General features: G+C 61.2%; 24 protein-coding genes. 15 read left to right on the top strand and 9 right to left on the bottom strand.

The window, feature by feature from the left end; all coding sequences use genetic code 11:
• Positions 1-6 precede the first annotated feature (6 nt).
• The 4 genes from motA to flhD form a co-directional block, all read right to left on the bottom strand.
• Positions 7-867 (bottom strand): flagellar motor stator protein MotA, encoded by an 861-nt coding sequence (gene motA / locus AB4Z19_RS01430; protein ID WP_442034000.1) that lies wholly within the window; start codon positions 865-867, stop codon positions 7-9.
• A 93-nt stretch (positions 868-960) separates the two neighbouring features.
• The gene (locus AB4Z19_RS01425) at positions 961-1725 is read right to left on the bottom strand and encodes a class I SAM-dependent methyltransferase (RefSeq protein WP_442033998.1); all 765 of its coding nucleotides are present in this window, start codon (positions 1723-1725) and stop codon (positions 961-963) included.
• A gap of 157 nt (positions 1726-1882) precedes the next feature.
• The gene (flhC, locus tag AB4Z19_RS01420; RefSeq protein WP_442026410.1) at positions 1883-2428 is read right to left on the bottom strand and encodes a flagellar transcriptional regulator FlhC; all 546 of its coding nucleotides are present in this window, start codon (positions 2426-2428) and stop codon (positions 1883-1885) included.
• Positions 2429-2465: 37 nt separating this feature from the next.
• Complete coding sequence (gene flhD / locus AB4Z19_RS01415; RefSeq protein WP_442026411.1) at positions 2466-2783, bottom strand: flagellar transcriptional regulator FlhD; 318 nt, start codon at positions 2781-2783, stop codon at positions 2466-2468.
• Between the two features lie 526 nt (positions 2784-3309).
• Here flhD and kynU point away from each other — a divergent pair.
• The 6 genes from kynU (at position 3310) to AB4Z19_RS01385 (ending at position 8189) form a co-directional block, all read left to right on the top strand.
• The gene (kynU, locus tag AB4Z19_RS01410) at positions 3310-4548 is read left to right on the top strand and encodes a kynureninase (protein WP_442026412.1); all 1239 of its coding nucleotides are present in this window, start codon (positions 3310-3312) and stop codon (positions 4546-4548) included.
• A gap of 6 nt (positions 4549-4554) precedes the next feature.
• Positions 4555-5391, top strand: a complete 837-nt coding sequence (gene kynA, locus AB4Z19_RS01405) for a tryptophan 2,3-dioxygenase (RefSeq protein WP_442026413.1) — start codon at positions 4555-4557, stop codon at positions 5389-5391.
• A complete protein-coding gene (locus AB4Z19_RS01400; RefSeq protein WP_442026414.1) occupies positions 5388-6032 on the top strand; it encodes a ribonuclease T2 family protein in 645 nt (214 codons plus the stop codon). Before kynA ends, AB4Z19_RS01400 begins: the two co-directional genes overlap by 4 nt.
• On the top strand, positions 6029-6568 hold the full coding sequence (locus tag AB4Z19_RS01395; protein WP_442026415.1) for an RBBP9/YdeN family alpha/beta hydrolase: 540 nt from the start codon (positions 6029-6031) through the stop codon (positions 6566-6568). Before AB4Z19_RS01400 ends, AB4Z19_RS01395 begins: the two co-directional genes overlap by 4 nt.
• Positions 6569-6648: 80 nt before the next feature.
• Positions 6649-7263: a CHRD domain-containing protein gene (locus AB4Z19_RS01390; protein WP_442026416.1), complete on the top strand. Its 615-nt coding sequence runs from the start codon at positions 6649-6651 to the stop codon at positions 7261-7263.
• A 260-nt stretch (positions 7264-7523) separates the two neighbouring features.
• Complete coding sequence (locus AB4Z19_RS01385; protein ID WP_442026417.1) at positions 7524-8189, top strand: PEP-CTERM sorting domain-containing protein; 666 nt, start codon at positions 7524-7526, stop codon at positions 8187-8189.
• Here the strand turns inward: AB4Z19_RS01385 and sigJ are convergent.
• The 5 genes from sigJ to htpG form a co-directional block, all read right to left on the bottom strand.
• Positions 8144-9010, bottom strand: coding sequence for an RNA polymerase sigma factor SigJ (gene sigJ / locus AB4Z19_RS01380; protein WP_442026418.1), 867 nt, complete (start codon positions 9008-9010; stop codon positions 8144-8146). The genes AB4Z19_RS01385 and sigJ overlap by 46 nt on opposite strands.
• Positions 9007-11520, bottom strand: coding sequence for an ATP-binding protein (locus AB4Z19_RS01375; protein ID WP_442033996.1), 2514 nt, complete (start codon positions 11518-11520; stop codon positions 9007-9009). The genes sigJ and AB4Z19_RS01375 overlap by 4 nt, the downstream gene beginning before the upstream one ends.
• Before the next feature lie 9 nt (positions 11521-11529).
• Positions 11530-12534 carry an ABC transporter substrate-binding protein gene (locus AB4Z19_RS01370; protein WP_442026905.1) on the bottom strand — a complete coding sequence of 335 codons (1005 nt, stop codon included), beginning with the start codon at positions 12532-12534 and terminating at the stop codon, positions 11530-11532.
• On the bottom strand, positions 12527-13726 hold the full coding sequence (locus AB4Z19_RS01365) for a hybrid sensor histidine kinase/response regulator (protein WP_442033994.1): 1200 nt from the start codon (positions 13724-13726) through the stop codon (positions 12527-12529). Before AB4Z19_RS01365 ends, AB4Z19_RS01370 begins: the two co-directional genes overlap by 8 nt.
• Positions 13727-13844: 118 nt before the next feature.
• Positions 13845-15752 carry a molecular chaperone HtpG gene (gene htpG / locus AB4Z19_RS01360; RefSeq protein ID WP_442033992.1) on the bottom strand — a complete coding sequence of 636 codons (1908 nt, stop codon included), beginning with the start codon at positions 15750-15752 and terminating at the stop codon, positions 13845-13847.
• Positions 15753-15944: 192 nt separating this feature from the next.
• Between htpG and AB4Z19_RS01355 the strand changes: the two genes are divergently transcribed.
• The 9 genes from AB4Z19_RS01355 to AB4Z19_RS01315 all read left to right on the top strand — a co-directional run bounded on the left by AB4Z19_RS01355 (position 15945) and on the right by AB4Z19_RS01315 (position 22804).
• The gene (locus tag AB4Z19_RS01355; RefSeq protein WP_442024941.1) at positions 15945-17588 is read left to right on the top strand and encodes a sensor histidine kinase; all 1644 of its coding nucleotides are present in this window, start codon (positions 15945-15947) and stop codon (positions 17586-17588) included.
• A 9-nt stretch (positions 17589-17597) separates the two neighbouring features.
• Complete coding sequence (locus AB4Z19_RS01350; protein ID WP_442024943.1) at positions 17598-18287, top strand: response regulator; 690 nt, start codon at positions 17598-17600, stop codon at positions 18285-18287.
• Positions 18288-18546: 259 nt separating this feature from the next.
• Positions 18547-18693: a hypothetical protein gene (locus AB4Z19_RS01345; RefSeq protein ID WP_442024945.1), complete on the top strand. Its 147-nt coding sequence runs from the start codon at positions 18547-18549 to the stop codon at positions 18691-18693.
• A gap of 75 nt (positions 18694-18768) precedes the next feature.
• Positions 18769-18942: a Flp family type IVb pilin gene (locus AB4Z19_RS01340; protein WP_442024947.1), complete on the top strand. Its 174-nt coding sequence runs from the start codon at positions 18769-18771 to the stop codon at positions 18940-18942.
• Positions 18943-19007: 65 nt separating this feature from the next.
• Entirely contained in the window at positions 19008-19184 is a 177-nt protein-coding gene (locus AB4Z19_RS01335) for a Flp family type IVb pilin (RefSeq protein ID WP_442024949.1), read from the top strand.
• Positions 19181-20248: a phosphatase PAP2 family protein gene (locus AB4Z19_RS01330; protein ID WP_442024951.1), complete on the top strand. Its 1068-nt coding sequence runs from the start codon at positions 19181-19183 to the stop codon at positions 20246-20248. Before AB4Z19_RS01335 ends, AB4Z19_RS01330 begins: the two co-directional genes overlap by 4 nt.
• On the top strand, positions 20238-20825 hold the full coding sequence (locus AB4Z19_RS01325) for an A24 family peptidase (protein WP_442024955.1): 588 nt from the start codon (positions 20238-20240) through the stop codon (positions 20823-20825). Before AB4Z19_RS01330 ends, AB4Z19_RS01325 begins: the two co-directional genes overlap by 11 nt.
• Before the next feature lie 28 nt (positions 20826-20853).
• A complete protein-coding gene (locus AB4Z19_RS01320) occupies positions 20854-21474 on the top strand; it encodes a methyltransferase family protein (protein ID WP_442024957.1) in 621 nt (206 codons plus the stop codon).
• Positions 21475-21487: 13 nt separating this feature from the next.
• Positions 21488-22804, top strand: coding sequence for an ATP-binding protein (locus AB4Z19_RS01315; protein ID WP_442024959.1), 1317 nt, complete (start codon positions 21488-21490; stop codon positions 22802-22804).
• The last annotated feature ends 7 nt before the right edge of the window (positions 22805-22811 follow it).

Below are 22811 nucleotides of genomic sequence, written 5' to 3'. Positions count from 1 at the left end.
CCATCATTACTTCGACTTCGATTTCTTGATATGGTCTTCCAGTTCGGCGAAGCTCGGGCGCTCGGTCGAGTACAGCACCTTGCGGCCGAATTCCACGGCCAGGGCCGGGGCGTAACCGTTCAGGCTGGCCAGCAGCGTGACCTTCACGCACTGGAACATCTTGGTGGACTCTTCCAGCTTCTGCTCCAGCAGGCTGGCCAGCGGACCGACAAAGCCGTATGCCAGCAGAATACCGAGGAAGGTACCGACCAGCGCATGCGCGATCAGCATCCCCAGCTCGGATGGCGGAATGCCCACCGATTCCATGGTGTGCACCACGCCCATCACCGCCGCCACGATACCGAATGCCGGCATGCCGTCGCCCAGTTTGGCGATGCAATGCGCAGGCACATGGCCTTCCTGGTGGTGCGTGTCGATCTCGTTGTCCATCAGATTCTCGATCTGGAAGGCATCCATATTCCCCGACACCATCAAGCGCAGGTAGTCGGTCATGAATTCCACGATATGGTGGTCTTCCAGGACGGACGGGTACTTGCTGAACAGCGGGCTTTCTTCCGGCTTGTCGATATCCCCTTCAATGGACATCAGACCTTCCTTGCGCACCTTGGACAGCACATCGAAGAGCAGCGACATCAGCTCCATGTACAGGTCCTTGGTATAGCGCGAGCCCTTGAACAGGCCAGGGATCGCCGCCAGAGTAGCCTTGATGGCCTTGCCGTTATTGCCGACGAGGAAAGCGCCAACTGCGGCGCCGCCGATCATCAGAAGTTCCAACGGCTGGAACAGCGCTGCGAGGTGTCCCCCAGACAACGCAAAGCCCCCGAAAACGGAGGCCATAACAACGACGTAACCAAGAATAACTAACAAGCGCCCCGACTCCCTTCTTTCCAGTAAGTGCAACAATATTCCACAGTGGAACTACAATAGCGTGACAAACGCTCTCAGGCAAGTAAAACGCGCCTAAAACTGCCAGGAGTATAAGAGTGGGCCACCCTCTGTGGTAAGGATGGTCTTGACGGATTGCCCAGCGGGGATCTCAAATTCGTAACTAACTAGCAGACTGCTATTTTGCATTTCGGCCTTGGCCTTGGCCCACAGGCCCGGCATGGCGGCCGGCGACAGGTAGGCGAACACCAGATCGTAGTCGCCGAAGTCCAGCTTTTCATAATCCCCGCGCACGAAGCGGGCGCGGCTGCCGGACAGCCTGGCGCGCAGCCGGGACACCAGCCACGGCACCGGCGCCAGCTCGATGCCCTCCACTTGCGCCAGCGGACGCGCCTTGGCCAGGTGCATGGCCATGCCGCCCAGGCCGCTGCCGATGTCGATCACGCGCAGCGGCTTATCGCGCGGCAGCATGTCCTCCACCGCGCGCCACACGGCTTCGTTCGATGGGTAGTACGGCACTTGCGTGCGGAAGGTGGACCAGTACCAGCCCAGGAGAATCAGGAACAAAGCGAGGAAAATCCACGGCGGCAGATGCAGCGCACTGGCCGCCAGCACGGCGATCGGAAACAGCAGCTGAATGGGCCGCCACCAGCGCGCCAGGCCCAGCTTCCAGGTGATGGCCATGGCAAGCAGGCCCTGGATCAGTGCCGCAGTGAGGATGGTGGGTTCGGCGCCGAAGGATTCCAGCGCGAAGGACAGCGCCGCCGTCGGCAGTAGCGCGAGCAGCTGGATCAGCAGCGCCTGGACGGCCGGTGCGCGCAGGATGCGCGGCGCCGTCATGGCCCGCTCCGGGCCGCGCCCATATCGGCCATGACGCTGGCGTAGCAGCGCGGAAGGCTGGCGCCGGCCAGGGCGCCGCCGCCGCGCAGTGCGGCGCGGCTGGGCGCGGCCGCAGGATGGCGCGGACCGCGAGGCTCGGGAACAGTGGCGGCGAGGATCAAGCGGCGGCCGCTTCGGCTTCCTTGGCCTTGCGGGTCTTGCCAGCGCGGGACGGCATATGGCACAGGCCGCAGCGGTAGTCGGAGTTCAGGTCCATGGCATCGACCACGAACTTGCCCTGGCAGCAGCGGCAGGACTTCAGCTCCAGCATTCTGGTATTGGCGAAACGGGTCAGGGTCCAGGCGCGGGTCAGGGACAGCAGCGGCTCTTCGCCCGGCTCCGGCGGCATCTGCTCCAGATACAGCTGGTAAGCCTTCATCACCGCGCGGACACCACTGGCGCCAGCGTGTTCGACCAGGAAGTTATGGATATTCAGGAACAGCGAGCTGTGGATGTTCGGCTGCCAGGTCAGGAACCAGTCGGTGGAGAAAGGCAGCATGCCCTTCGGAGGAGAGACACCTTTCAGTTCCTTGTACAGCTTGAGAAGGCGCTCACGGGACAGCGACACTTCAGTTTCCAGCAGTTGCAGGCGGGCGCCCAGATTGATCAGCTCGATGGCCAGCTGGATTTCCTGGGCTTCCGTTACCACGCTCTTTTTAGTCATTTTTTCCGCTCCCCGTGATGACGCAAAACAACACTAATTAGACAATTTCCTCTACGCCCTGGCCGGCCATCAGGATGGCGGCGTGGGACTGGGCGAGGGAGCGGTCCTTGTTGTAGTTGGTCAGCATGCCGAGGATGGCGCTGTCGTCGAAGCGGAAGCGGGCCAGCATCATGTTGCCACCAGCCAACTTCAGAATCTGGGCATTGCTCATGCCTTCGATCAGGTCAGCGATGTCGGCCGAGATGCCGAGACGGAAAATTGCGGTGACCTTGTCCGCGCGGATCATCTGCTGAGCCAGCATCAGGTAGCTCAGGTTTGCATCGCGGATTTCAGCCATCATGTCGTTTGCAGTCATTTCCATCTCTCCTGTGGGTTCTATCTTGCTAGCAGCGCAATTGCGTTGCCGTTGAGATACATTCTGCTGGAGAGGCACAGAAACACAAAGAGGCCACACTCTGTATTTTGCGTCGGAATAGACACGGGACGTCCTGTCAGATTTTGTCTGACAAACGTCGGGCGATAAGGGCTAAACCCCTGAAAACATGCGGGTTTGCGAGGTGTTCAGGCACACCGAAAAGCCAGCAGCCTGAGGTAAAAACGCGATGTCGCTGCGATGCTTTTTTGCGACATCTGAACTGTTATCGGCAGGGTTTTGGAGAACTTTAGGGTTCAACGCAAAAAATTTTAATATTTTTTGCCCCATCCAAACTTCCGAACAGCAAGCCTTTTACCGGGCTTCTGAAAGCGGTAACGGCAGGACTTTGGGGAACTTTAGGGTTTTTCGAAAAAATTTTTAAAAATTTTTCGGTGAGGGGCTTCACCCGGCCGAAGCCCCTGCAAAAGTTGCTACACTCTCACTTTCTTTAGGTTTCAAGGAAATCATGATCTCCCGCACCGACTGCCTGGCGCGCGACGCCGCAGATCCCCTGGCTCCCCTGCGCGAGCAATTCGACCTCCCCGCCGGCGTGATTTATCTGGATGGCAACTCTCTGGGCGCCCGCCCGAAAGCCGCCCTCACCCGCGCCACCGAAGTCATCGCCAAGGAGTGGGGCAAAGACCTGATTACCAGTTGGAATACCGCCGGCTGGTTCGACATGCCCAAGCGCCTGGGCGACAAGCTGGCCCCGCTGGTCGGCGCCGAGGCAGGCGAAGTGGTGGTCACCGACACCACCTCAATCAACCTGTTCAAGGCCCTGGCCGCCGCCATCAAGCTGCAGGACGGCTCCGGCCGCCGCACCATCGTCAGCGAGCGCAGCAATTTCCCGACTGATATATATATGGCGCAGGGCCTGGCCGGCTGGCTGAACCAGGGCTACCGGGTCAAGCTGATCGACTCGCCGGACGAGCTGCACACGGCCATCGGCCCGGACACCGCCGTCCTCATGCTGACCCACGTGAACTACCGCACCGGCTACCAGCACGATATGGCAGCCGTCAGCGCCCTCGCCCACCAGCATGGCGCCGTCATGGTCTGGGACTTGTGCCATTCCGTCGGCGCGGTGCCGGTGGATCTGCATGCAGGCGGCGCCGACTTCGCGGTCGGCTGCACCTATAAATACCTGAACGGCGGTCCCGGCTCGCCGGCCTTCATCTGGGTGCCCAAGCGCCACCAGGCCAGGTTCGCCCATCCACTATCCGGCTGGTGGGGCCACGCCAATCCTTTCGCCATGGCGCCGGACTTCGCGCCGACCGAAGGCATCGGCCGCGCCCTGTGCGGCACCCAGCCCGTGACCTCGCTGGCGATGGTGGAATGCGGCCTGGACGTCTTCGCGCAAACCACCATGTCCGCCATCCGCGAAAAATCACTGGCACTGACCGACCTGTTCATCGCCCTGGTGGAGCAGCGCTGCTCCGGCCATCCGCTTGGGCTGGTCACGCCGCGCCACCACGCACAGCGCGGCAGCCAGGTCAGCTTCACGCACCCGCATGGCTACGCCGTGATGGCGGCCCTGATCGCACGCGGCGTGATCGGCGACTACCGCGAGCCGGAAATCATGCGCTTCGGCTTCACCCCGCTGTATACCAGCTTTGCCGACGTGTGGGATGCGGTGGAAATCCTGAAGCAGATCCTCGACGACAAAGCCTACGATATTGCCGCCAAGCGCGGCGCTGTAACCTGAAACATCATGACCGAACCAAAGAAACCCGCCGAATGGCATGGCGCCCAGATGGACTTCAGCAAGTCCATGAGCTACGGAGACTACCTGGGCCTGGACCAGATCCTGAACGCCCAGCATCCGCTCTCGCCCAATCACAATGAGATGCTGTTCATCGTGCAGCACCAGACCAGCGAGCTGTGGATGAAGCTGATGCTGCACGAGCTGCATGCCGTCTGCGACCATCTGCGCCGCGACGACCTGCCGCCGGCCTTCAAGATGCTGGCCCGCGTGGCCCGCATCATGGACCAGCTGGTGCATGCCTGGGATGTGCTGGCAACCATGACGCCGCCTGAATACACGGCGATCCGCCCTTACCTGGGTGCTTCCTCCGGCTTCCAGTCGCACCAGTACCGCGAGATCGAATTCATCCTCGGGAACAAGAACGCCAATATGCTGGCGGTACACGAGCACACGCCAACCCACGCGGCGCTGGACCAGGCCCTGCGCGCGCCTTCGCTGTACGACGAAGCCGTGCGCCTGCTGGCCCGCCACGGCCTGAAGATCGACGCCGCACGCCTGAACGGCGATTGGACCCTGCCAACCAGCGCCGACGAATCGGTGAAGGAAGCCTGGCTGGAGGTCTACCGCGACACCACCAAATACTGGGCGCTGTACGAGCTGGCCGAAAAGCTGGTGGATATGGAAACCGCTTTCCGCTTCTGGCGCTTCCGCCACGTGACCACCGTGGAGCGCATCATCGGCTTCAAGACCGGCACCGGCGGCACAGCCGGCGTGAGCTATCTGCGCAAGATGCTGGACGTGGTACTCTTCCCTGAACTGTTCGCCTTGAGGACCGCCCTGTGAAAATCCGCATCGCCCTTCTCGCCGCCGCCAGCCTGCTCGCTTCGTCCGCCTTCGCGCGCGACGATCGGCCCGGTCAATTCGATTACTACGCCATGTCCCTCAGCTGGTCGCCGGAATACTGCGCCAGCCGCGACGATCCGGTGCAGTGCGCGAGCGGCCGCCAGCTGGGCTTTGTGCTGCATGGCCTGTGGCCGCAGTTCGAGAAAGGCTATCCAGATTCCTGCTCGCGCCAGAAGCTGCCGGCCGACGTACGCGACCGCTATGCCGATCTCTATCCCGCGCCCAAGCTGATCATCCATGAGTGGCAAAAGCACGGCACCTGCTCCGGCCTGGCGCCGCAGGATTATCTGACCTTGTCGGCTCGCCTGAAGGAAGGCCTCAAGATTCCGGCCGAATTCCAGCGCCCTTCGCAGCCGGTGCGCGTTACGCCCGGCCAGTTTGAAGACGCCTTCAAGAAAGCCAACCCCTGGCTGGCCAGGGATTCCGTGCTGCCTTTCTGCACCGGCGGCGGACGCTTCCTGCGCGAAGCCCATGCCTGCTACAGCAAGGACGGCGCGTCGCGCAGCTGCGCGATGGACGAAATCAAGCGCTCGCAGAAAAGCTGCGGCCAGGCTTCCTTCCTCCTTAAAAACGTACGATGACGACTGTCCTTACTCTCTCCGGCCTGTGGGATTCAGGCCCGCAGCATTGGCAAACGCACTGGGAACGCAAGCACGGCTGGCGCCGCGTGGCGCATCGCGATTTCGAAACGCCTGACCGTGAAGAGTGGGTACGCGAACTCGATGCGGCGATTGCCGCATGCAGCGAGCCGCCTGTGCTGGCGGCGCACAGCCTGTCCTGTACGCTGGTGACGTGGTGGGCACAGTCCAACAGCAAGCACCGCGTCGCCGGCGCCTTCCTGGTGGCGCCAAGCGACGTCGATGCGCCGTCCTATCCGGCCTGCACCACAGGCTTCCAGCCGATGCAGCTGCAGCGCCTGCCCTTCCCTTCGGTGGTCGTGGCCAGCAGCGACGACATCTACGTCAGCGAGCGGCGCGCACGCCAGTTCGCCGAAGCCTGGGGCAGCGTGTTGCACGTGATCGGCCCGGCAGGACACATCAATGGCGACGCCGGTTTCGGCCCTTGGCCGGAAGGCGAAAGCTTGCTGCTGGACCTTTGTTCTAAGACGCAACGCTAACTTCCTCGTCGTATCGTGCGCACGGGCCTGCCTTCATGGCAGGACAATGCCAGCCTCGCTTTCGATGAAAGGAGACTGCGATGAAACCTGTGTTTGCAAAAGGGCTAGCTCTGCTGGCCATCAGCGCCGCCTGCGGGGGCGCCTGGGCTGATCCCCTCACTTACACCGCCAATCTCAACGGCGCTTCCGAGGTCACGCCAAATAGCTCGTCCGCTATCGGCGCAGCAATTGTGACCTTCGACATCGACACGCACAGCCTGCGGGTGCAAAGCATCTTTGCGGGACTGGACGGTACGACCACCGCTTCGCACATCCATTGCTGCACGGCGGATGCCGGCAGCGGTTCGGCTGGCGTCGCGACCATGGTGCCCGCCTTCACGGATTTCCCCACGGGGGTGACGGCCGGCACGTATGACCACACGTTCGATACGTCGGCGTCCTCGTTCTGGAATTCCGCATTCCTGACGGCGAACGGCGGCTCGACCAGCACAGCGGAATCCACACTGCTGACTGGCCTGAACAGTGGTACTTCCTACTTCAACATCCACAGCTCAGCGTATCCGGGTGGGGAAATCCGTGGTTTCCTGACGGCTCCCACCGCACCAGTCCCTGAGCCAGGCATGGCAGGCATGCTGCTGCTGGGCATACCCGCCGTACTTGCGATCGGACGCCGTAGAGCCAAGCGGAAGGATTAAACGGCATGGATTACGGGGTCTCGCCCGAAGGCTCGCAGTGGGGATGGCGCGCATTGCCTCCTCCCACTGCGGGCCGCCCGCACACGGCCCGTTAGACTTACCGGGCCGGCGGTTTGGGATACGTCGGCGGATCTTACAACTCGACACCGGATTGTGTGCAATCCCGGATTGCCTGGCATGCGCGCCTGCGGCGGATAGAGGCGGCACGATAAATGCGTGGCGGGAAACGGGCATGTGCCCGGCTTTTGGGAGAATCCGCCATGAAAACGCCAATCCTGCTGCTGTTGCCAATGCTCTTTTGTGGCGTGCCAGCGATGGCCGACACCATCTTCGACAACGGCGCCCATCCGCCCACCAATTTTCCATTTTCAGATCTTGGGGCAGGCCAAATTCTCGCCGATGACTTCACCCTGGCGCCGGGACAAAACACGATCGCTGACGTCCACTGGAGTGGCCGCTACCTGGATGGAGCGCTGCCCGCCGATGCTTTTCAAATCTATCTCTGCGACGATGTGGCGGGCGCGCCCGGCAATTGCGCCGCACTCACACTGGCTGCCGTATCCCGCACGGCAGCCGGCGCATATTTCGACTACACGGTCGACGTCACGCCGTTGATGGTCCCGGCTAACACGGTGCACTGGCTTTCCATCTTCAACAATACTTCCAGCTGGTTGTGGGGTGATCAGGTCGGTGTGGGCGGCAATTCCATGCAGACAAATAACTTCTTCGGCACGACACCCACCTGGACACTGGCCAGCAACGGCGCGGCAATGGACTTTTCGCTAAGCGGCCCCGCCGCGGTTCCGGCGCCCACCTCGTTCTTATTGTCCGGCATTGGACTGGCCGCACTCGGCTTCGGCCGGCGCAAGCCAGCGCCGGCTCAGGCGAGTATGGCGGCGAGCTTGTCCGGATTGCGAATGACGTAGAAGCCTTTGATTTGCTGGCCGTCGGACTCGATGTATTGCACCGACTCCAGTTTGCCGCCGATGTAGCGCAGCAGGCCGGGCTGGCCGTTGAGCAGGACCAGGCGGTATTCGGTTTTGCCGGCCTGCGAGAACTTGGCGTACAAGCCTGCAATGAGGTCCGGATCGCGCACCACCTGGGGGAAGGCCGGCATCTTGCCGCCACCGTCGCCCACGAATTGCATATCGTCTGCGATGAAGGCGCGCACCGCATCCTGTTGGCCGCTGTTGATGGCGGCCACGAAGCGCTGCAGCAGCTGCTGGTGATCGTTGCGGCTGACTTCGAAGCGCACTTTCTCCTGCTGCACGCGGTCGCTGGCGCGGCTCACCATCTGGCGGCAGGCCGCTTCGCTCTTGCCCAGCATCTCGGCCACTTCGGCGTAGTCGTAATCGAAGACCTGGCGCATCAGGAAAGCCGCGCGCTCTTCCGGCGACAGCCGCTCCAGCACCCACATGAAGGCCACCGACAGGTCGCTCGCCAGTTCCGCCTGCGCCTCCGGCGTGTGCTCATCCAACGGCTCGATCATAGGTTCCGGCAGCCAGAAGCCGGTGTAGCTTTCGCGCTCGGCCTTCGCCGCACGCAGGCGGTCGATGGACAGGCGGGTCGCCACGGTCACCAGCCAGGCTTCCGAGGACAGCACGCCCTCTCGGTCGGCGGAATGCCAGCGCAGCCAGGCATCCTGCACCACATCCTCGGCATCGGCCCGCACACCCAGCATGCGGTAGGCGATGGAGAACAGCCGTCCACGGTGGGCGGCAAAAACTTCTGCGTCCGTTTGACTCATTGACTCGCTTCCAAGGTGATCGATTGCGCCACCCTGGATAATACCTCGCGCAACTCGCGCAAGCGGGGTGGCTTGCTGAGCACATAGTCTACGTTAACCGGCAATTCTCCGCTGTCGGGAATAAGACGCTGGCCCCAGCCGGTGAGCAGGATCACCGGCATGGATGGCGCCAATGACTTGATGGTCTCCGCCACACGGCGCCCGTCCACATAAGGCATGCCAAGGTCGGTGAAGATGGCATTGAATTGCGGCGCACCTTCCAGCGAGGCGCGGAAGGCATCGATACCCGCCTGTCCGCCGTCGGCTGCCGTCACCTCGTGGCCGTCGCGCAGCAGGATGGCGCGCAGCGATGCCAGCACGGTCGGATCATCATCCACGATCAGCAGGCGCATACGCACCAGCGGTGTAGCGGCAACGGGCGGCTGCGCTTCCTTGTCCGGCGATTCGGCGACCGGGAAGCTGATGCGCACCGTAGTGCCCTGCCCAGGCTGGGATTCAATCGCAATCTGGGCGCTGTGGCGCTCCACCATGCTGTACACCGTGGCCAGGCCCAGGCCCGTGCCCCGTTCTCCCTTGGTGGTAAAGAAGGGATCGAGACAGCGCTTCAGCGTTACCTCGTCCATGCCGAAGCCGGTGTCGGCGACTTCCAGCACCACGTAGCCATCCTTATGCAGCGTGCGCACGGTCAGCGTGCCGCCTTCCGGCATCGCATCCACGCCGTTGAAAATCAGATTGGTCAGGGCCTCGCGGATTTCGCCCTCGGCGCCCAGCAGCGGCGGCAGGGCCGCGGTCAGCTCCTGCTTCATGGCGATCACCACGCCGCGCTGCTGCGGCATATCGCTCCAGCGTGCGCGGGTCAGGTCGACCACTTGTGGAATCAGGGTGTTCAGGCCGACCGCGCCCAGCGCCAGTTCCGGCTCGCGCTGGCGATACAGCTCGCGCATGCGCGCCACGGTTGCCGCCACATCGTCGATGGCGCGTGCAATCACCTGCAGGCAGTTGCGCCCACTCTCGCTCAAGCCGGGTTCCGTTTCCAGCAGCGACTCGGTGTACAAGGCGACCGGCGAAATCGCGTTGTTGATGTCGTGCGCGATGCCGCTCGCCATCTGGCCCAGTGCGCGCAGGCGTTCCTGCTTGGTGACGGACTGCTGCGTCTCGTGCAGCTCGTTGTAGGCACGCTGCAGGTCGGCGTACAAGCGCGTCTGATTGGCCGCCAGCGCCACGTGTTCGCTCAGCTGGCGCAGGAATTCGCACTCGCCGCTGCTGAAGCTGTTCGGGGCACGCCGTGCCACGATCAGCACACCGAATACCGTGCTCTCCGCCAGCAATGGCGCCAGGACCAGCGCCGCCAGACCGCCGCGTGCCAGCCGTTTCGGGAAGGGGAAAGGCAGCTCGGTGATGTCCGGCTCATAGACCAGCTGGCCGCGCACGCAGCGCGACAGGCCGTTTTCATCGATCGGCACATGCGCATGCTCGCGCATCGACAGCTCGCTCGACAGCAGCTCGCTGGCCAGGCCCACGCTGCTGACGATCAGTTCATCGTCGCGGTACAGGCACACGCAGCCAAAGTCCACCGGCAGCTGGTCTTCCAGGCTGCGCACCACGACCTGGAAAATGCTGCGCAAATCCTGCCGGTCGCCGATGGAGCGCGTGATCTGGTGCAGCAGCGACATGCGCGCCAATTGCAGATGCACCTTCTGTTCGGTATCCCTGCGCACCGACATCTCGGCGTGCAAGGCTTTGTTGGCCTGCCCCAGCTCATCGCGCGACACCGTGGTCTGGCGCAGCTTCTCCGTCATGCTGTCGAAGGCGCGCGCCAGCTCACCCACTTCATCCACGGTTTCCACGCCGAGCGCAAAATCAAGCTTGCCCGCGCCGACCAGCTCCGTGCCATGACGCAGCCGCTCCAGCGGACGCGCCACGCTGCGGATCGTCATATACAGTGCGCCCAGCACCGCCAGTGTGAGGATCACACCCATCGCGCCCGCCGCGTAGTTGGCGCGCCGCTGCGCCGCCAGTGCCCCTTCGCGGCTGCGCGCGGCCAGGTCTTCGGCATCGCTGATCATGGCCTGGGCCTTGTTCATGATCAGGCCAAACAGCCGCCCCTCCAGCCGCTTCAGCACATCTTCCTTCTCAGGCGACCCGTGCAGCTCCTCCTGGATCTGCAACGAGTCGTTGAAGTATTTGTGCAGATTGGGCAGCTGCTCGCGCAAGCCGCGGTAGATTTCCGCTTCCGGACCATCACGGAAGTCTTCGTCTCTGGCCAGCAGGGCCGCCAGCGATTCCTTGCGCAGCACCCACTGCGAGCGCGTGCGCTTCTCGTGACCTATCGCATATTCCATTGCGAGGTAGCGCAGCGACACCACGCCGCGCAGAATCTCGCCCGCCTTTTCGTTGCGGGCCAGTTCATGCCGCATCTGCGCCGTGGTCACCAGCAGCACGATGCCCACCGCAGCAGCGACGATAATGCACAGCAGCTGAGCGAGCTTGAGGCGGGTAATGATTCTCACGTTGCACCCTTAATGGATGATGGTAACGGCTGCCGGCTGCACCGACGACATGCCATCCAGGTAGATGTACTCAAGGAAGTTCGGCATCTCGCTACTGGCCGCCATCTTGTTGCGGATAGCCCAGCGCGCGCGGTCTTCCAGCGCCAGCACCAGGCCCTGATCCAGTTCCATCTCGAAGTGGTAAGAAGGCCAGGCTGCCAGCACGGCCTCCTTGCTCTGCCCTGAAGTGGCGGCCAGCAGCGGCTGCATCGCTTCCGGATTGGCCCGGCAGTAGTTGCTGCCCTGCTCCAGCGCACGCAGCATGCGGCGCACCGTGTCGGGATGGGCTAGCACATATTGCTGCATCCCCACCAGGTTGTAGATGCTTTCGTAGACATCCTCGCCGGAGAACGACACAGCGTTGTCGCCCAGCCGCTGGCGGATATTGGTCAGAAATGGTTCCCAGCCCGCCACTGCATCGACTTCGCCGTTGGCCAGCGCATCCGGCAGCGCTTCCGGCTTGTAGTTCACCATGGTGATGTCGTCCGCCGTCAGCCGCTGCCAGTTGAGGAAGACATCCAGCGTGAAGTGGCCGGAGGTACCCTGCGTGACGCCGACGCGCTTGCCCTTCAGGCTGGCGGGGCCGAGAATACCGTGATCGCGCCGCCCCACCAGGCCATGGTCCTTCTCGGTGCGGAAGAATGTAGCCAGCACGCGCACCGGCGTACCGGCAACGGCGGCAAACATCACAGGAATATCGGCTACCGTTGCCAGGTCGGCACGACTTTGCAATAAGGCCTGCATGGACTCCTTGCCGCTGGTGTAAGGCAGCAGGGACACCGACAAGCCCTCCTCGGCAAAATAACCCTGGCGCTGCGCCGCCACGATGCCGCACACGCCCACGTACTCCGTATTGGTCGCGATCACCAGCTTTTCCTGCCGCGCCGGCGGCGCGGGCTTGCGCTGGCTGGCGACAAAGCCGGCGGCCAGCAGCATGGCAATCAATACGGCAGCAATGGCAATGCGACTACGCATGTTCGGCCTCCGCGACACTATTGGAATGCAGCCCCAGTTCGACCCAGAACGTGCTGCCCTGCCCCGGCACACTTTCCACGCCTATGGTGCCCCGCATGGCTTCCACCACGCGCTTGGTCAGGGTCAGGCCAAGGCCCGTGCCCTCTTCGGCGTCTTCACGGCCAAGGCGATTGAAGGGCTGGAAGATGGCTTGCAGCTGTTCGCGGTCCAGGCCTGGGCCGGTGTCCTGCACGGATACGCGCACGCGTTCCGCATTCACGAGCCGGCAATCCAGTACCACCTTGCCGCGCTCGCGGTTGTATTTGATCGCATTCGACAGCAGGTTTATCAGCACCTGCACCAGCCGTGTCTTGTCGGCGAAAACGTTGACGCCGATATTACAGCGGAAGTCGAGCGAGATACCGCGCCCTTCCGCCTGCGGTGTCACCATCATATGGCATTCCTGCACCACGCCCGCCAGTGACACGCTCTCCATCGCGAGGATGATCTTCCCCGCTTCCACCTTGGCCAGGTCAAGGATTTCATTAATCAGCTTGAGCAGGTGCTTGCCCGACTGGACGATGTGCCCTGCGAACTTGCGCTTCTCCTCCGGCGTGGCTGGCAGCGAATCCGACGCGAGAATTTGCGCGAAGCCGAGAATGCCGTTGAGCGGCGTGCGCAGTTCGTGGCTCATATTCGACAGGAAGTGCGATTTCTCCGTGTTGGCGCGTTCCGCTTCGGCGCGCGCCAGATCCAGATCCCGGTTGGCTGCCGCCAGTTCTTCCACGTGCTGATGCAGCTGATGCTCCAGCTCCGCATTGTGCTGGCGCAGCGCGCGCGTGGCGAGGGCACGCGCCAGCGTCGGCAACAGAGCCGATGGCTTGAACGGCTTGACGATGTAGTCCAGCGCACCGCTCTGCATGGCGCGCACAGCAGAGGCGATACTGCCTTCGCCGGTCATGATGATGCAGGCCAGATCGCCGTCGATCGCGCGCGCTTCCTCCACCAGTGCGATGCCATCGATGCCCGGCATATTGAGGTCGGCCAGCAGGATGTCAAAACGCTCCTTGCGCAGCCGCGACAACGCTGCCTCACCCGACGCGAAGCCTACCGTGTCGTACTTATATTGGCGCAGAATGTCGCACAAGGCACCCATATGGGCAGCCTGGTCGTCGACGATCAGAATACGGGGCTGGTTTCCGTCTACCGTCATGCAAGTCCTCGCCTCTGCGATGCCTTCGCCCGATTATGCCGCCGATTCCGCCGGGAATACTCTCACAATCTAACAGCACCCCAAAAAGAATCGGGACCCGCGGGTCCCGATTCTTCTTTTATTTCAACAGCATCTCATTCAGCCGTTTGACGAAGGCCGCCGGATCGCTCAGCGTGCCGCCTTCAGCCAGCATGGCCTGGTCGAACAGGATGTGTGCCCAATCCTTGAACTTCGTGCCGGCTGCGTCTTCGTACTTCAGGCGCGTCACCAGCGGGTGGTTCGGATTGATTTCCAGGATAGGCTTGGACTCCGGTGCGTTCTGGCCGGCGGCCTTCAGCATGCGCAGCAGATTACCCGACAGCTCGTGCTCGTCCGTCACCAGGCAGGCCGGCGAATCGGTCAGACGGAAGGTCACGCGCACGTCCTTGGCCTGATCGCCCAGCGCTTCCTTCATCTTCGCGACCAGATCCTTGTACTCGGTCTCGGTTTCCTCATGCTGCTTCTTCTCAGCCTCGTCTTCCATCTGGCCCAGATCCAGGCCGCCCTTGGCCACGGATACCAGTTCCTTGCCTTCGAATTCGGTCAGGAAGGACATCATCCACTCGTCCACGCGGTCGGCCATCAGGATCACTTCCACGCCCTTCTTGCGGAAGATTTCCAGATGCGGCGAGTTCTTCGCAGCCGTGTAGCTGTCGGCGGTCACATAGTAAATCTTGTCCTGGCCTTCCTTCATGCGGCCCACGTACTCTTCGAACGACACGGTCTGTTCCGCGCTGTCGTTGTTGGTGGTGGCAAAGCGCAGCAGCTTGGCCAGGCGGTCCTTGTTGGTGAAGTCCTCGCCCACGCCCTCTTTCAGCACCTGGCCGAATTCCGTCCAGAAGGTGTTGTACTTGTCCTTCTTTTCCTGCTCGTCCGAATTCGCCAGTTCTTCCAGCATGCCGATCACGCGCTTGGTCGAGCCTTCGCGGATCGCCTTCACATCGCGCGACTCCTGCAGAATTTCGCGCGACACGTTCAGCGGCAGGTCGGCCGAGTCGATCACCCCTTTCACGAAGCGCAGATAGGTCGGCATCAGCTGCTCGGCATCGTCCATGATGAACACGCGCTTGACGTACAGCTTGATGCCGCCGCGCTTGTTGCGGTCCCACAGATCGAATGGCGCCTTGGCCGGAATGTACAGCAGCTGGGTGTATTCGCTGCGGCCTTCCACCCGGTTGTGGGTGTGGGTCAGCGGCGCCGCGAAGTCGTGCGACACGTGCTTATAGAACTCGTCGTACTGTTCCGGCGTGATGTCGTTCTTGTTGCGGGCCCACAGGGCGCTGGCCTGGTTGATGGTTTCCAGCTCGTCCTTCAGGACGTTTTCCTTCTTCTCCTCATCCCATTCTTCCTTCTGCATCTGGATCGGCAGGGAGATGTGGTCGGAGTATTTACGGATGATGTTCTTCAGCTTCCAGGCGGACAGCAGCTCATCCTCGCCTTCGCGCAGATGCAGGATGATGTCGGTGCCGCGGCCGGTTTTCTCGATGTCTTCGACGGTGTAGTCACCCTCGCCGCCCGATTCCCAGCGCACGCCCTGATTCGCATCCAGGCCGGCGCGGCGCGATTCCACGGTGATCTTGTCGGCCACAATGAAGCCGGAATAGAAGCCCACGCCGAACTGGCCGATCAGGGCGGCATCCTTCTGCTGGTCGCCGGACAGGCGGCCGAAGAATTCCTTGGTGCCCGACTTGGCGATGGTGCCGAGGTGCGCGATCGCTTCGTCGCGGCTCATGCCGATGCCGTTGTCGGAAATGGTAATGGTGCGCGCATCCTTGTTGAAGCTGACCTTGATTTTCAGCTCGTGGTCGTTGCCGTACAGCGCGTCGTTGTTAATGGCTTCGAAGCGCAGCTTGTCGGCGGCGTCGGAAGCATTCGAAATCAACTCGCGCAGGAAGATCTCCTTGTTGGAATACAGGGAGTGAATCATCAGTTGCAGCAGTTGCTTGACTTCAGCCTGGAAGCCCAGGGTTTCTTTATGATCAGCCATTTTTACTCCAATAGTCTTGTCGAAATCGCCATATTCCTGTCTGGCGCACTGACGCCAGTTGGGGCCGGCTTGTACCGTTTCAAGGGCAGCGTTACGAAAAAACAACCATATGTAGACAATCCGTCAACCGGCAGCTTAAACTCGGAATCAAATTAGCAGCAAAACAACAAAGCTGTACGCTGGGGTGAGCGCGTGGATAACGACAAGGATACTTCCGATGCCGCCATGGTCAGGTGGATGCGCCTGGTACTGGCCATCGCCTGCCTGCTGACTTTGGTCGTCGACCCCGCCGTCGTCGGTCGCCGCAATACTGTCTCCCTGCTGGTCTTCGTCGCCTATGCCCTGCAAAGCGCCACCCTGCTAATCCTGGCCAGCCGCGCGGTCCTTGTGCACAGCAAGATCGTCTCCTGGCTGGATGTAGGCTGGTTCACCCTGATGACCTATTTCACGGGTGGCGACAGCAGCTTCTTCTACCTGCTGTTCTTCTTCGCCGTGCTGACCGCATCCTTCAGCCACGGCCATGAGGAAGGCGCGCGCATCACCCTAGTCGCTTCCGTTGTGGTGGCAGTCAGTTCCGTGGCGGCGCAAAGCGATGTCGATCTGGCGCGCGTGATGCTGCGCGCCACCTTCCTGCTGGCCCTGGGATATATGATCGCGCACTGGGGCGGCATGGCGATGGAGCAGCGCCAGCGCATGGGACTGATGCATGCGGTGAGCCAGTTGTCCAATCCGCGCTTCGGCGTGGACCGCACCATTGCCAGCGTGATGGATCACACGCGCGAGTTCTACAAGGCGGACAGCTGCATCCTGCTGATGTGCGATAACGACGCGGATGGCTGGTCGCTGCGCACCGCCAGTGCCGAGAGCGCGGACCGGCCGCTGCACGCCAGCCACCTGAGTGCGGAAGCGGCCCTGCCCCTGCTGGTGGGCGAGGCCGACGACATCCTGCTGCTGCGGCAACGCCGCCGTCCCTGGCTGCGCCACATGCCGCAGCTGATCGCCTACAGTGCGCCGGGCACGCGCTGGATCGAACGCGATCCGATGCCGGGCCAGACACTGGCAGAATTGCTGGATGCCTGTTCCCTGATTGCCGTACCGGTACCGCTGCGCCGTGGCAGCGGCCGCTTGTACGTGGTGTCGGAGCGGCGCCAGTTCAGCAAGGCCGACGCGCTGTTCATGCACCAGATTGCAGCGCAAGCCTTCCCCGTCATCGAAAACATCGAGCTGCTCGACCGCATGGCATCGGAAGCGGTGCTGCGCGAACGTGAGCGCATCGCGCGCGACTTGCACGACACCACAATCCAGCCCTATATCGGCCTGCGCCACGGCGTCAGCGCCATCCGCAAGAAAGCCGAGCCGGGCAACCCGCTCAATGAGGACCTGGACAGCCTGGTCGATATGACGCAGCAAGTCATCCGCGACCTGCGCAACTACGCCAAGAGCTTGCGCGGCGGGCTGGAAATGAAAGAGCCCGAATTGCTGATCGCCCTGCGCCGCCAGGCGGCGCAAGTGCGCCAGTTTTACGACGTGCACATCGCGGTCGATACCAAAGGCGAATTGAATATGAGCGACCGTCTGGCAGCCGAGGTGTTCCAGATCGTCAATGAGGGCATGAGCAATATCTGCAAGCACACCACGGCGCGCCACGGCTACATCGAACTGGCCTGCGACGCCGGAAAATTATCTGTGCACATTGAGAACGAATGCAACGGTCATCCGGTGCTAGACTTTACCCCGAGTTCAATCGCCGAGCGTGCCGCGGCGTTGGGCGGCGTAGCGCGAGTACAGCGGGGCCGGCACAATAACACGGCGGTTCAGATCATCATCCCGGTGTAGGAGGCTCGTATGGTGCAGGCTGAAAAGCGTATTCGCATCTTGCTGGTTGACGATCACAAGACCCTGTTGTGGGGCTTGAGCAGATTGATCGAAAGCGATGCCAGTCACATGATTGTGGTGGGCACAGCGCGCGACTGTCCCAGCGCCATTGACATGGCAGCCCAGGTGCTGCCCGATGTGATTTTGCTCGATCTCGATCTGGGTGGCTGCAGCTCGCTTGACGTGCTGCCGGAGCTGCTCGAAAAAAGCGGCGGTGCACGCATCCTGATCCTGTCCGGCACCCGTGATCGCGACATGCTGGATAACGCCATCATGCGCGGTGCGCGCGGCGTGGTGAGCAAGGACGAACCGGCGGAAACCGTGCTCAAGGCGATCGAGAAAGTGCAGGAGGGCGAGCTGTGGCTGGATGGTGTGGCCTTAAGCCGCGTCTTCGAAGCCATGCGCAATCCGCAAGCCTCACGGCGCCAGGACCCTGACCTGGACAAGATCGCCCAGTTGACCGCCAAGGAACGCCGCATCTGCAGCCTGATTGCGACCGGCGGCGGCGCGGTGAATAAGGCATTGGCGCAACAGTTGTTTATCTCCGAACACACACTGCGCAATCATTTGACGCAGATTTACCACAAACTGGGCGTCAGCAACCGCCTGGATCTCTACGTTTTTGCCACGAAGCATCGTCTGGACCAGGTCGACGCCTGAGCCTTTTTCCCTCTTAATAACGGCGTTTTCATAGGGCGGACTTCGGTCCGTCCTTTGTCGCTGCGTCATTGTTGCTTCGACACCAGTGACAAATGTCACGGATTCTCACATTCAAATCGCGCGGTCCGTCCTGAACAGAAAGTGACCACTGTCCGATGTCGCAGCGCTGTTGAGTCTCTAAAGTGAACTCATCAGCACGGCAGACATGTCGGCTGAGACTAACCAGGCAAGGCCAACACAACCATGTCCGGAGCACAAAATGCGCGAAGACAAGCAGCCAGCAACCGACACCAGAACCTTCCTTGACGAGGAAGATGGCGGCTCGTTTTACGAATATGTGCTTGTAGCCTCACTGACAGTTGTCGTCGGCATCATTGTGCTTCTGGCGCTTGGAAAGAGCATGTGAGGCGGAGCAGCAACCGCCGATCTGCAAACACTTTGGTGCATTTGATCGCTTCTAAAAAACTGAAAGGGAATCATCATGAAAGCCATCCAAAAATTCATCCGTGACGAAGAAGGCGTAACCGCAATCGAATACGGCCTGATCGCTGCCCTGATCGCTGTCGTCATCATCACGGCTGTGAAGTATGTCGGCACCCAACTGAAAGCGACTTTCAACTTCATCGGTACGTCGCTCAAAGCAGCTAATGCCTGATGTAGCGCCTGGGGCGTGAGCAACCGCCACGCCCCGTCCTGGTCACTTGCCACGGAGCCTTTATCGTGAAGAACCGCATCCTTCATTTTCTTAGGGACCGGACGGCAGTAGCCTCCATCGAATACGCGCTACTTGGTCTGCTGATTTCGACCGTCATCCTGCTTGCGGTCCAATACACCGGCACCCAGCTTCTGGGGATTTTCAACTTCGTTAAGGACCAAGTTGTCCAAGCAATGTCATGAGCGCGATCCTAACTACACCGGTCACTACGCCCAGCTTTGAGTACCGCACACTTTGGCGTGAGCACGCAAGCCTGGCAGTAATCGTAGGTCTGCATACGCTGGCGGCAACATCGCTGTCCTGGAGCCTGCCAGGTAAATACAATCACAGCCTGCAATTAGAGGGTTTTGTACTTTCTCTCGTACTCGGCCTCTTATTTGCGCTGTGCTCTTATACCTTGTGGGTCATGGCCTTCAAGCGTCCGGCTCAATTGCTGCGTTATCTTCGCCAGCATTTGACCGCCTATCTGACCCGCGAGCGCATCACTTTTGCGCTGCCAGTGCTGTTGATGATGCCGCTCTTTGCATCCAGCTTCAGTCTCGTCAAATCGACAATACCTGTCCTGCGCCCCTACGCGTGGGACCACTTCATGTCGCGCTCAGACGCATGGCTGCACGGCGGAGTCCAGCCATGGGAATTGCTTCAACCGGTGTTTGGCCATCCTTTCATGACTGCCATACTGAACGTCAACTACCACCTGTGGTTCTTCATCATGCTCGCCACGGTTTACTGGCTGGCATTTTCGATCGAACGCCGCGCCCTGCGTATGCAATTCCTGCTTAGCTTCGTTCTAAGCTGGATCGTGCTTGGGAACGTATTTGCAATTTTGTTTTCTTCTGTTGGCCCATGCTACTACGGCCACATGGTCGCCGGTCTCGATCCTTACCACGGACTGATCGAATACCTCCGCCATGCGGACAAAGAAATTCCGGTGATGGCGTTGACGGTACAAGATGCCCTGTGGAGCGACTACAGCCGAGGCGTTGGCAGCACAGCGCTTAGCATTTCGGCGATGCCGAGCATGCATGTGGCAAGCGCAGTCCTTCTGGCACAGCTGGGTTGGAGTCTTTGCCGCAAGGCGGGAATCGCCCTGACGATTTTTGCGATCCTGATCTTCCTCGGCTCCATCCATCTTGGCTGGCACTACGCACTGGACGGCTACGTCGGAGGCGCTGGCGCATGGATCATCTGGAAGCTGGTTGGACGTTTCACGTCTTCCCGTCATGGCGGCGCATATGGACGTTGAATTTCATCGCCTTCTGCCGATCATTGCTCTGGGCCTGATTTTTATCAGCGCGATGCGGAGCGATCTGAAGGAGCGACGCATTCCCAATGCACTCGTTCTCGGAGGCCTCATTACTGGCCTGGTCATGCAGTCGATTCTAAAGCCGGGGATGGGACTCTTCAACTCCGCTTACGGAGCACTCGGCTTTGTTGAGGCCGGCGAAGGCGCGTTGCTTGGCCTGGCCCTGCTGCTTCCAATGTACGCGGTGGGGGCGCTCGGCGCCGGTGACGTCAAATTCATGGCAGTGATAGGTAGCTTCCTTGGCCCCACAGACATCGTTGGCGCTACCGTTTTCACTCTGCTCGCTGGTGGTGTCCTTGCAATTAGCGTCGCAGCCGTGCAAGGGCAACTTCGGCAAGTGATGCACAACATAAAACTCATCATTTTTGGATTCTTACTTCGCGCGTTCGCTGGACAAGGTTTGACGGTCGACGCGCCGGCGAAGCAAACTGGAAAACTTCCATACGCTATCGCGATTTGCACTGGTACAGCAGCCTATCTTTTGTTTGCCAAGGCGGCCGGATATCGGATTTGGTAATCCACACGATCTGCAAGGGATTGGAATCATGGAAAGCACGTCAAACGTTCTATCTGCAAGGTTTACGAATCTGGCAGTCGCTGTACTTATGGCAGGGTTGTGGGGTGCGTTTGCCAGCAGCCATATCACCGGTTTCTATCGTAATGGTGACTGGTCGCTACTGCTGTTCTGCGCTTCGGAGACACTGGTTGCTTTGTTATTTGTATTGCGATCAAAGCCCGTTGACGTATCCACCTCTCCAATTGATTGGCTGCTGGCGATCGCCTCCACCTTTGCACCGTTCGCATTCGCACCGGTCGGCGGCAACATTGTTCCCCTTGCTCGCTTGCTGATTGTGGCTGGTGTCTGCATTCAGATTGCGGGACTTCTGTCCTTGAACCGCAGCTTCGGTCTGGTCGCAGCCCGGCGCCAGGTCAAGACTTCCGGCATGTACCGGTTCGTGCGGCACCCCCTCTATGCCAGCTATCTGATGTCGTATTTCGGCTATGTCCTGATTAACAGCAGCGTGAATAATATGCTTGTCGGCTTGGGGGCAACAGTGCTCCTCATCTATCGCATGCTGCGTGAAGAACGTTTCCTGGCACGTGACCTCGACTACCGCGTTTACATGCGGCAGGTGAAATATCGTGTCGTCCCAATGATTCTCTAACACGGAGAGCATCATGCCTGCCGACTACGACGATAACGCCGACCGCCCCTGGTCCGAAGATCCGCTCCGCGTGGCAGCGCCGCGCCGGGTGGAAGATACCGGCCTGCCCTTCCAGTTGCTGGTGGAGCTGGCTGCCAAAATTCTCTATCAGCGCGGCCAGGTCAAGCTGAGCGACCTGTCCGGCCACATGAAGCTGCCACTCAGTGTGCTCGACCCGGTGGCGGGCTTCATGCGTACCGAACGCCTGATTGAAATGGTCCGCCGCGGCACCAGCAACACGGACGCCGACATCGTCTATATCCTGACCGATACCGGCCGCCATCGTGCCGCGGAATTCGTGCGCCGCGACAGCTATGCGGGCGCGGCGCCAGTCTCATACACCGACTACACGGCACGCGTGCAGACGCATAGCGTGGCCGGCATGGAAGTGACGCGCAACCACATCCAGCAGGCCTTCAACGGCATTGTCGCCAGTCCCACCATACTGGACCAGCTGGGTGCCGCAATGAATTCGGGCCGCGCCATTTTCATCCACGGCCCGGCAGGCAGCGGCAAGACTTTCCTGGCCGAGCGCCTGAATGGCCTGCTGCGCGGCCACATCGCCGTGCCGCATGCCCTGCTGGTGGACGACGACATCATCCCGGTCTACGACCCGGCCGTGCACGACGCGGTGGAAGACAATCTGCCGCCCGGCATGGTATTCGACCGCCGCTCGCCGCGCGACCAGCGCTGGGTGCGTTCCAAACGTCCCGCCATCCTGACCGGCGGCGAACTGACCATGGAAATGCTGGACCTGCGCTTCGACCACGCCACCCGCCTGTATCAGGCGCCGCCACACCTGAAGGCCAATGGCGGCATCTTCATCATCGACGACCTGGGACGCCAGCGCTGCTCGCCGGTCGAACTGATGAACCGCTGGATTGTGCCGATGGACCGCCAGGTCGATTTTCTGGCACTGCAGAATGGCTACAAGTTCGCCGTGCCTTTCGATGTGGTGGTCGTGTTCTCCTCCAACCTGCCGCCCGAATCGCTGGCCGACGGCTCCTTCCTGCGCCGCCTGGGCTACAAGATTCACGTTGGTCCTTTGACGCCGCAGCAGTACGAGGCGGTGTTCCGCCAGGTCTGCAACCGCTATTCGATCATGTTTGACGGCGCTTCGTTCGACTGGCTGCTGCGCCGCCACACCGAAGAACAACGGCCCCTGATGGCCTGCTATCCGCGCGACCTGCTGTCGCAGCTGCGCGATCTGGCCGTCTATGAAGGCCGTATTCCCTCTCTCGACACACCGGGCCTGGACTGGGCCTGGCATAACTACTTCGCCCGCGCCTGAGGGCTTG

Origin of the sequence: Pseudoduganella sp. RAF19, assembly GCF_052114165.1 — a bacterium.
In the GTDB taxonomy this organism is placed as follows: domain Bacteria; phylum Pseudomonadota; class Gammaproteobacteria; order Burkholderiales; family Burkholderiaceae_D; genus Rugamonas.
The sequence above is the reverse complement of the archived record's forward strand: the minus strand, read 5'-3'. Positions and strand labels throughout refer to the sequence as shown.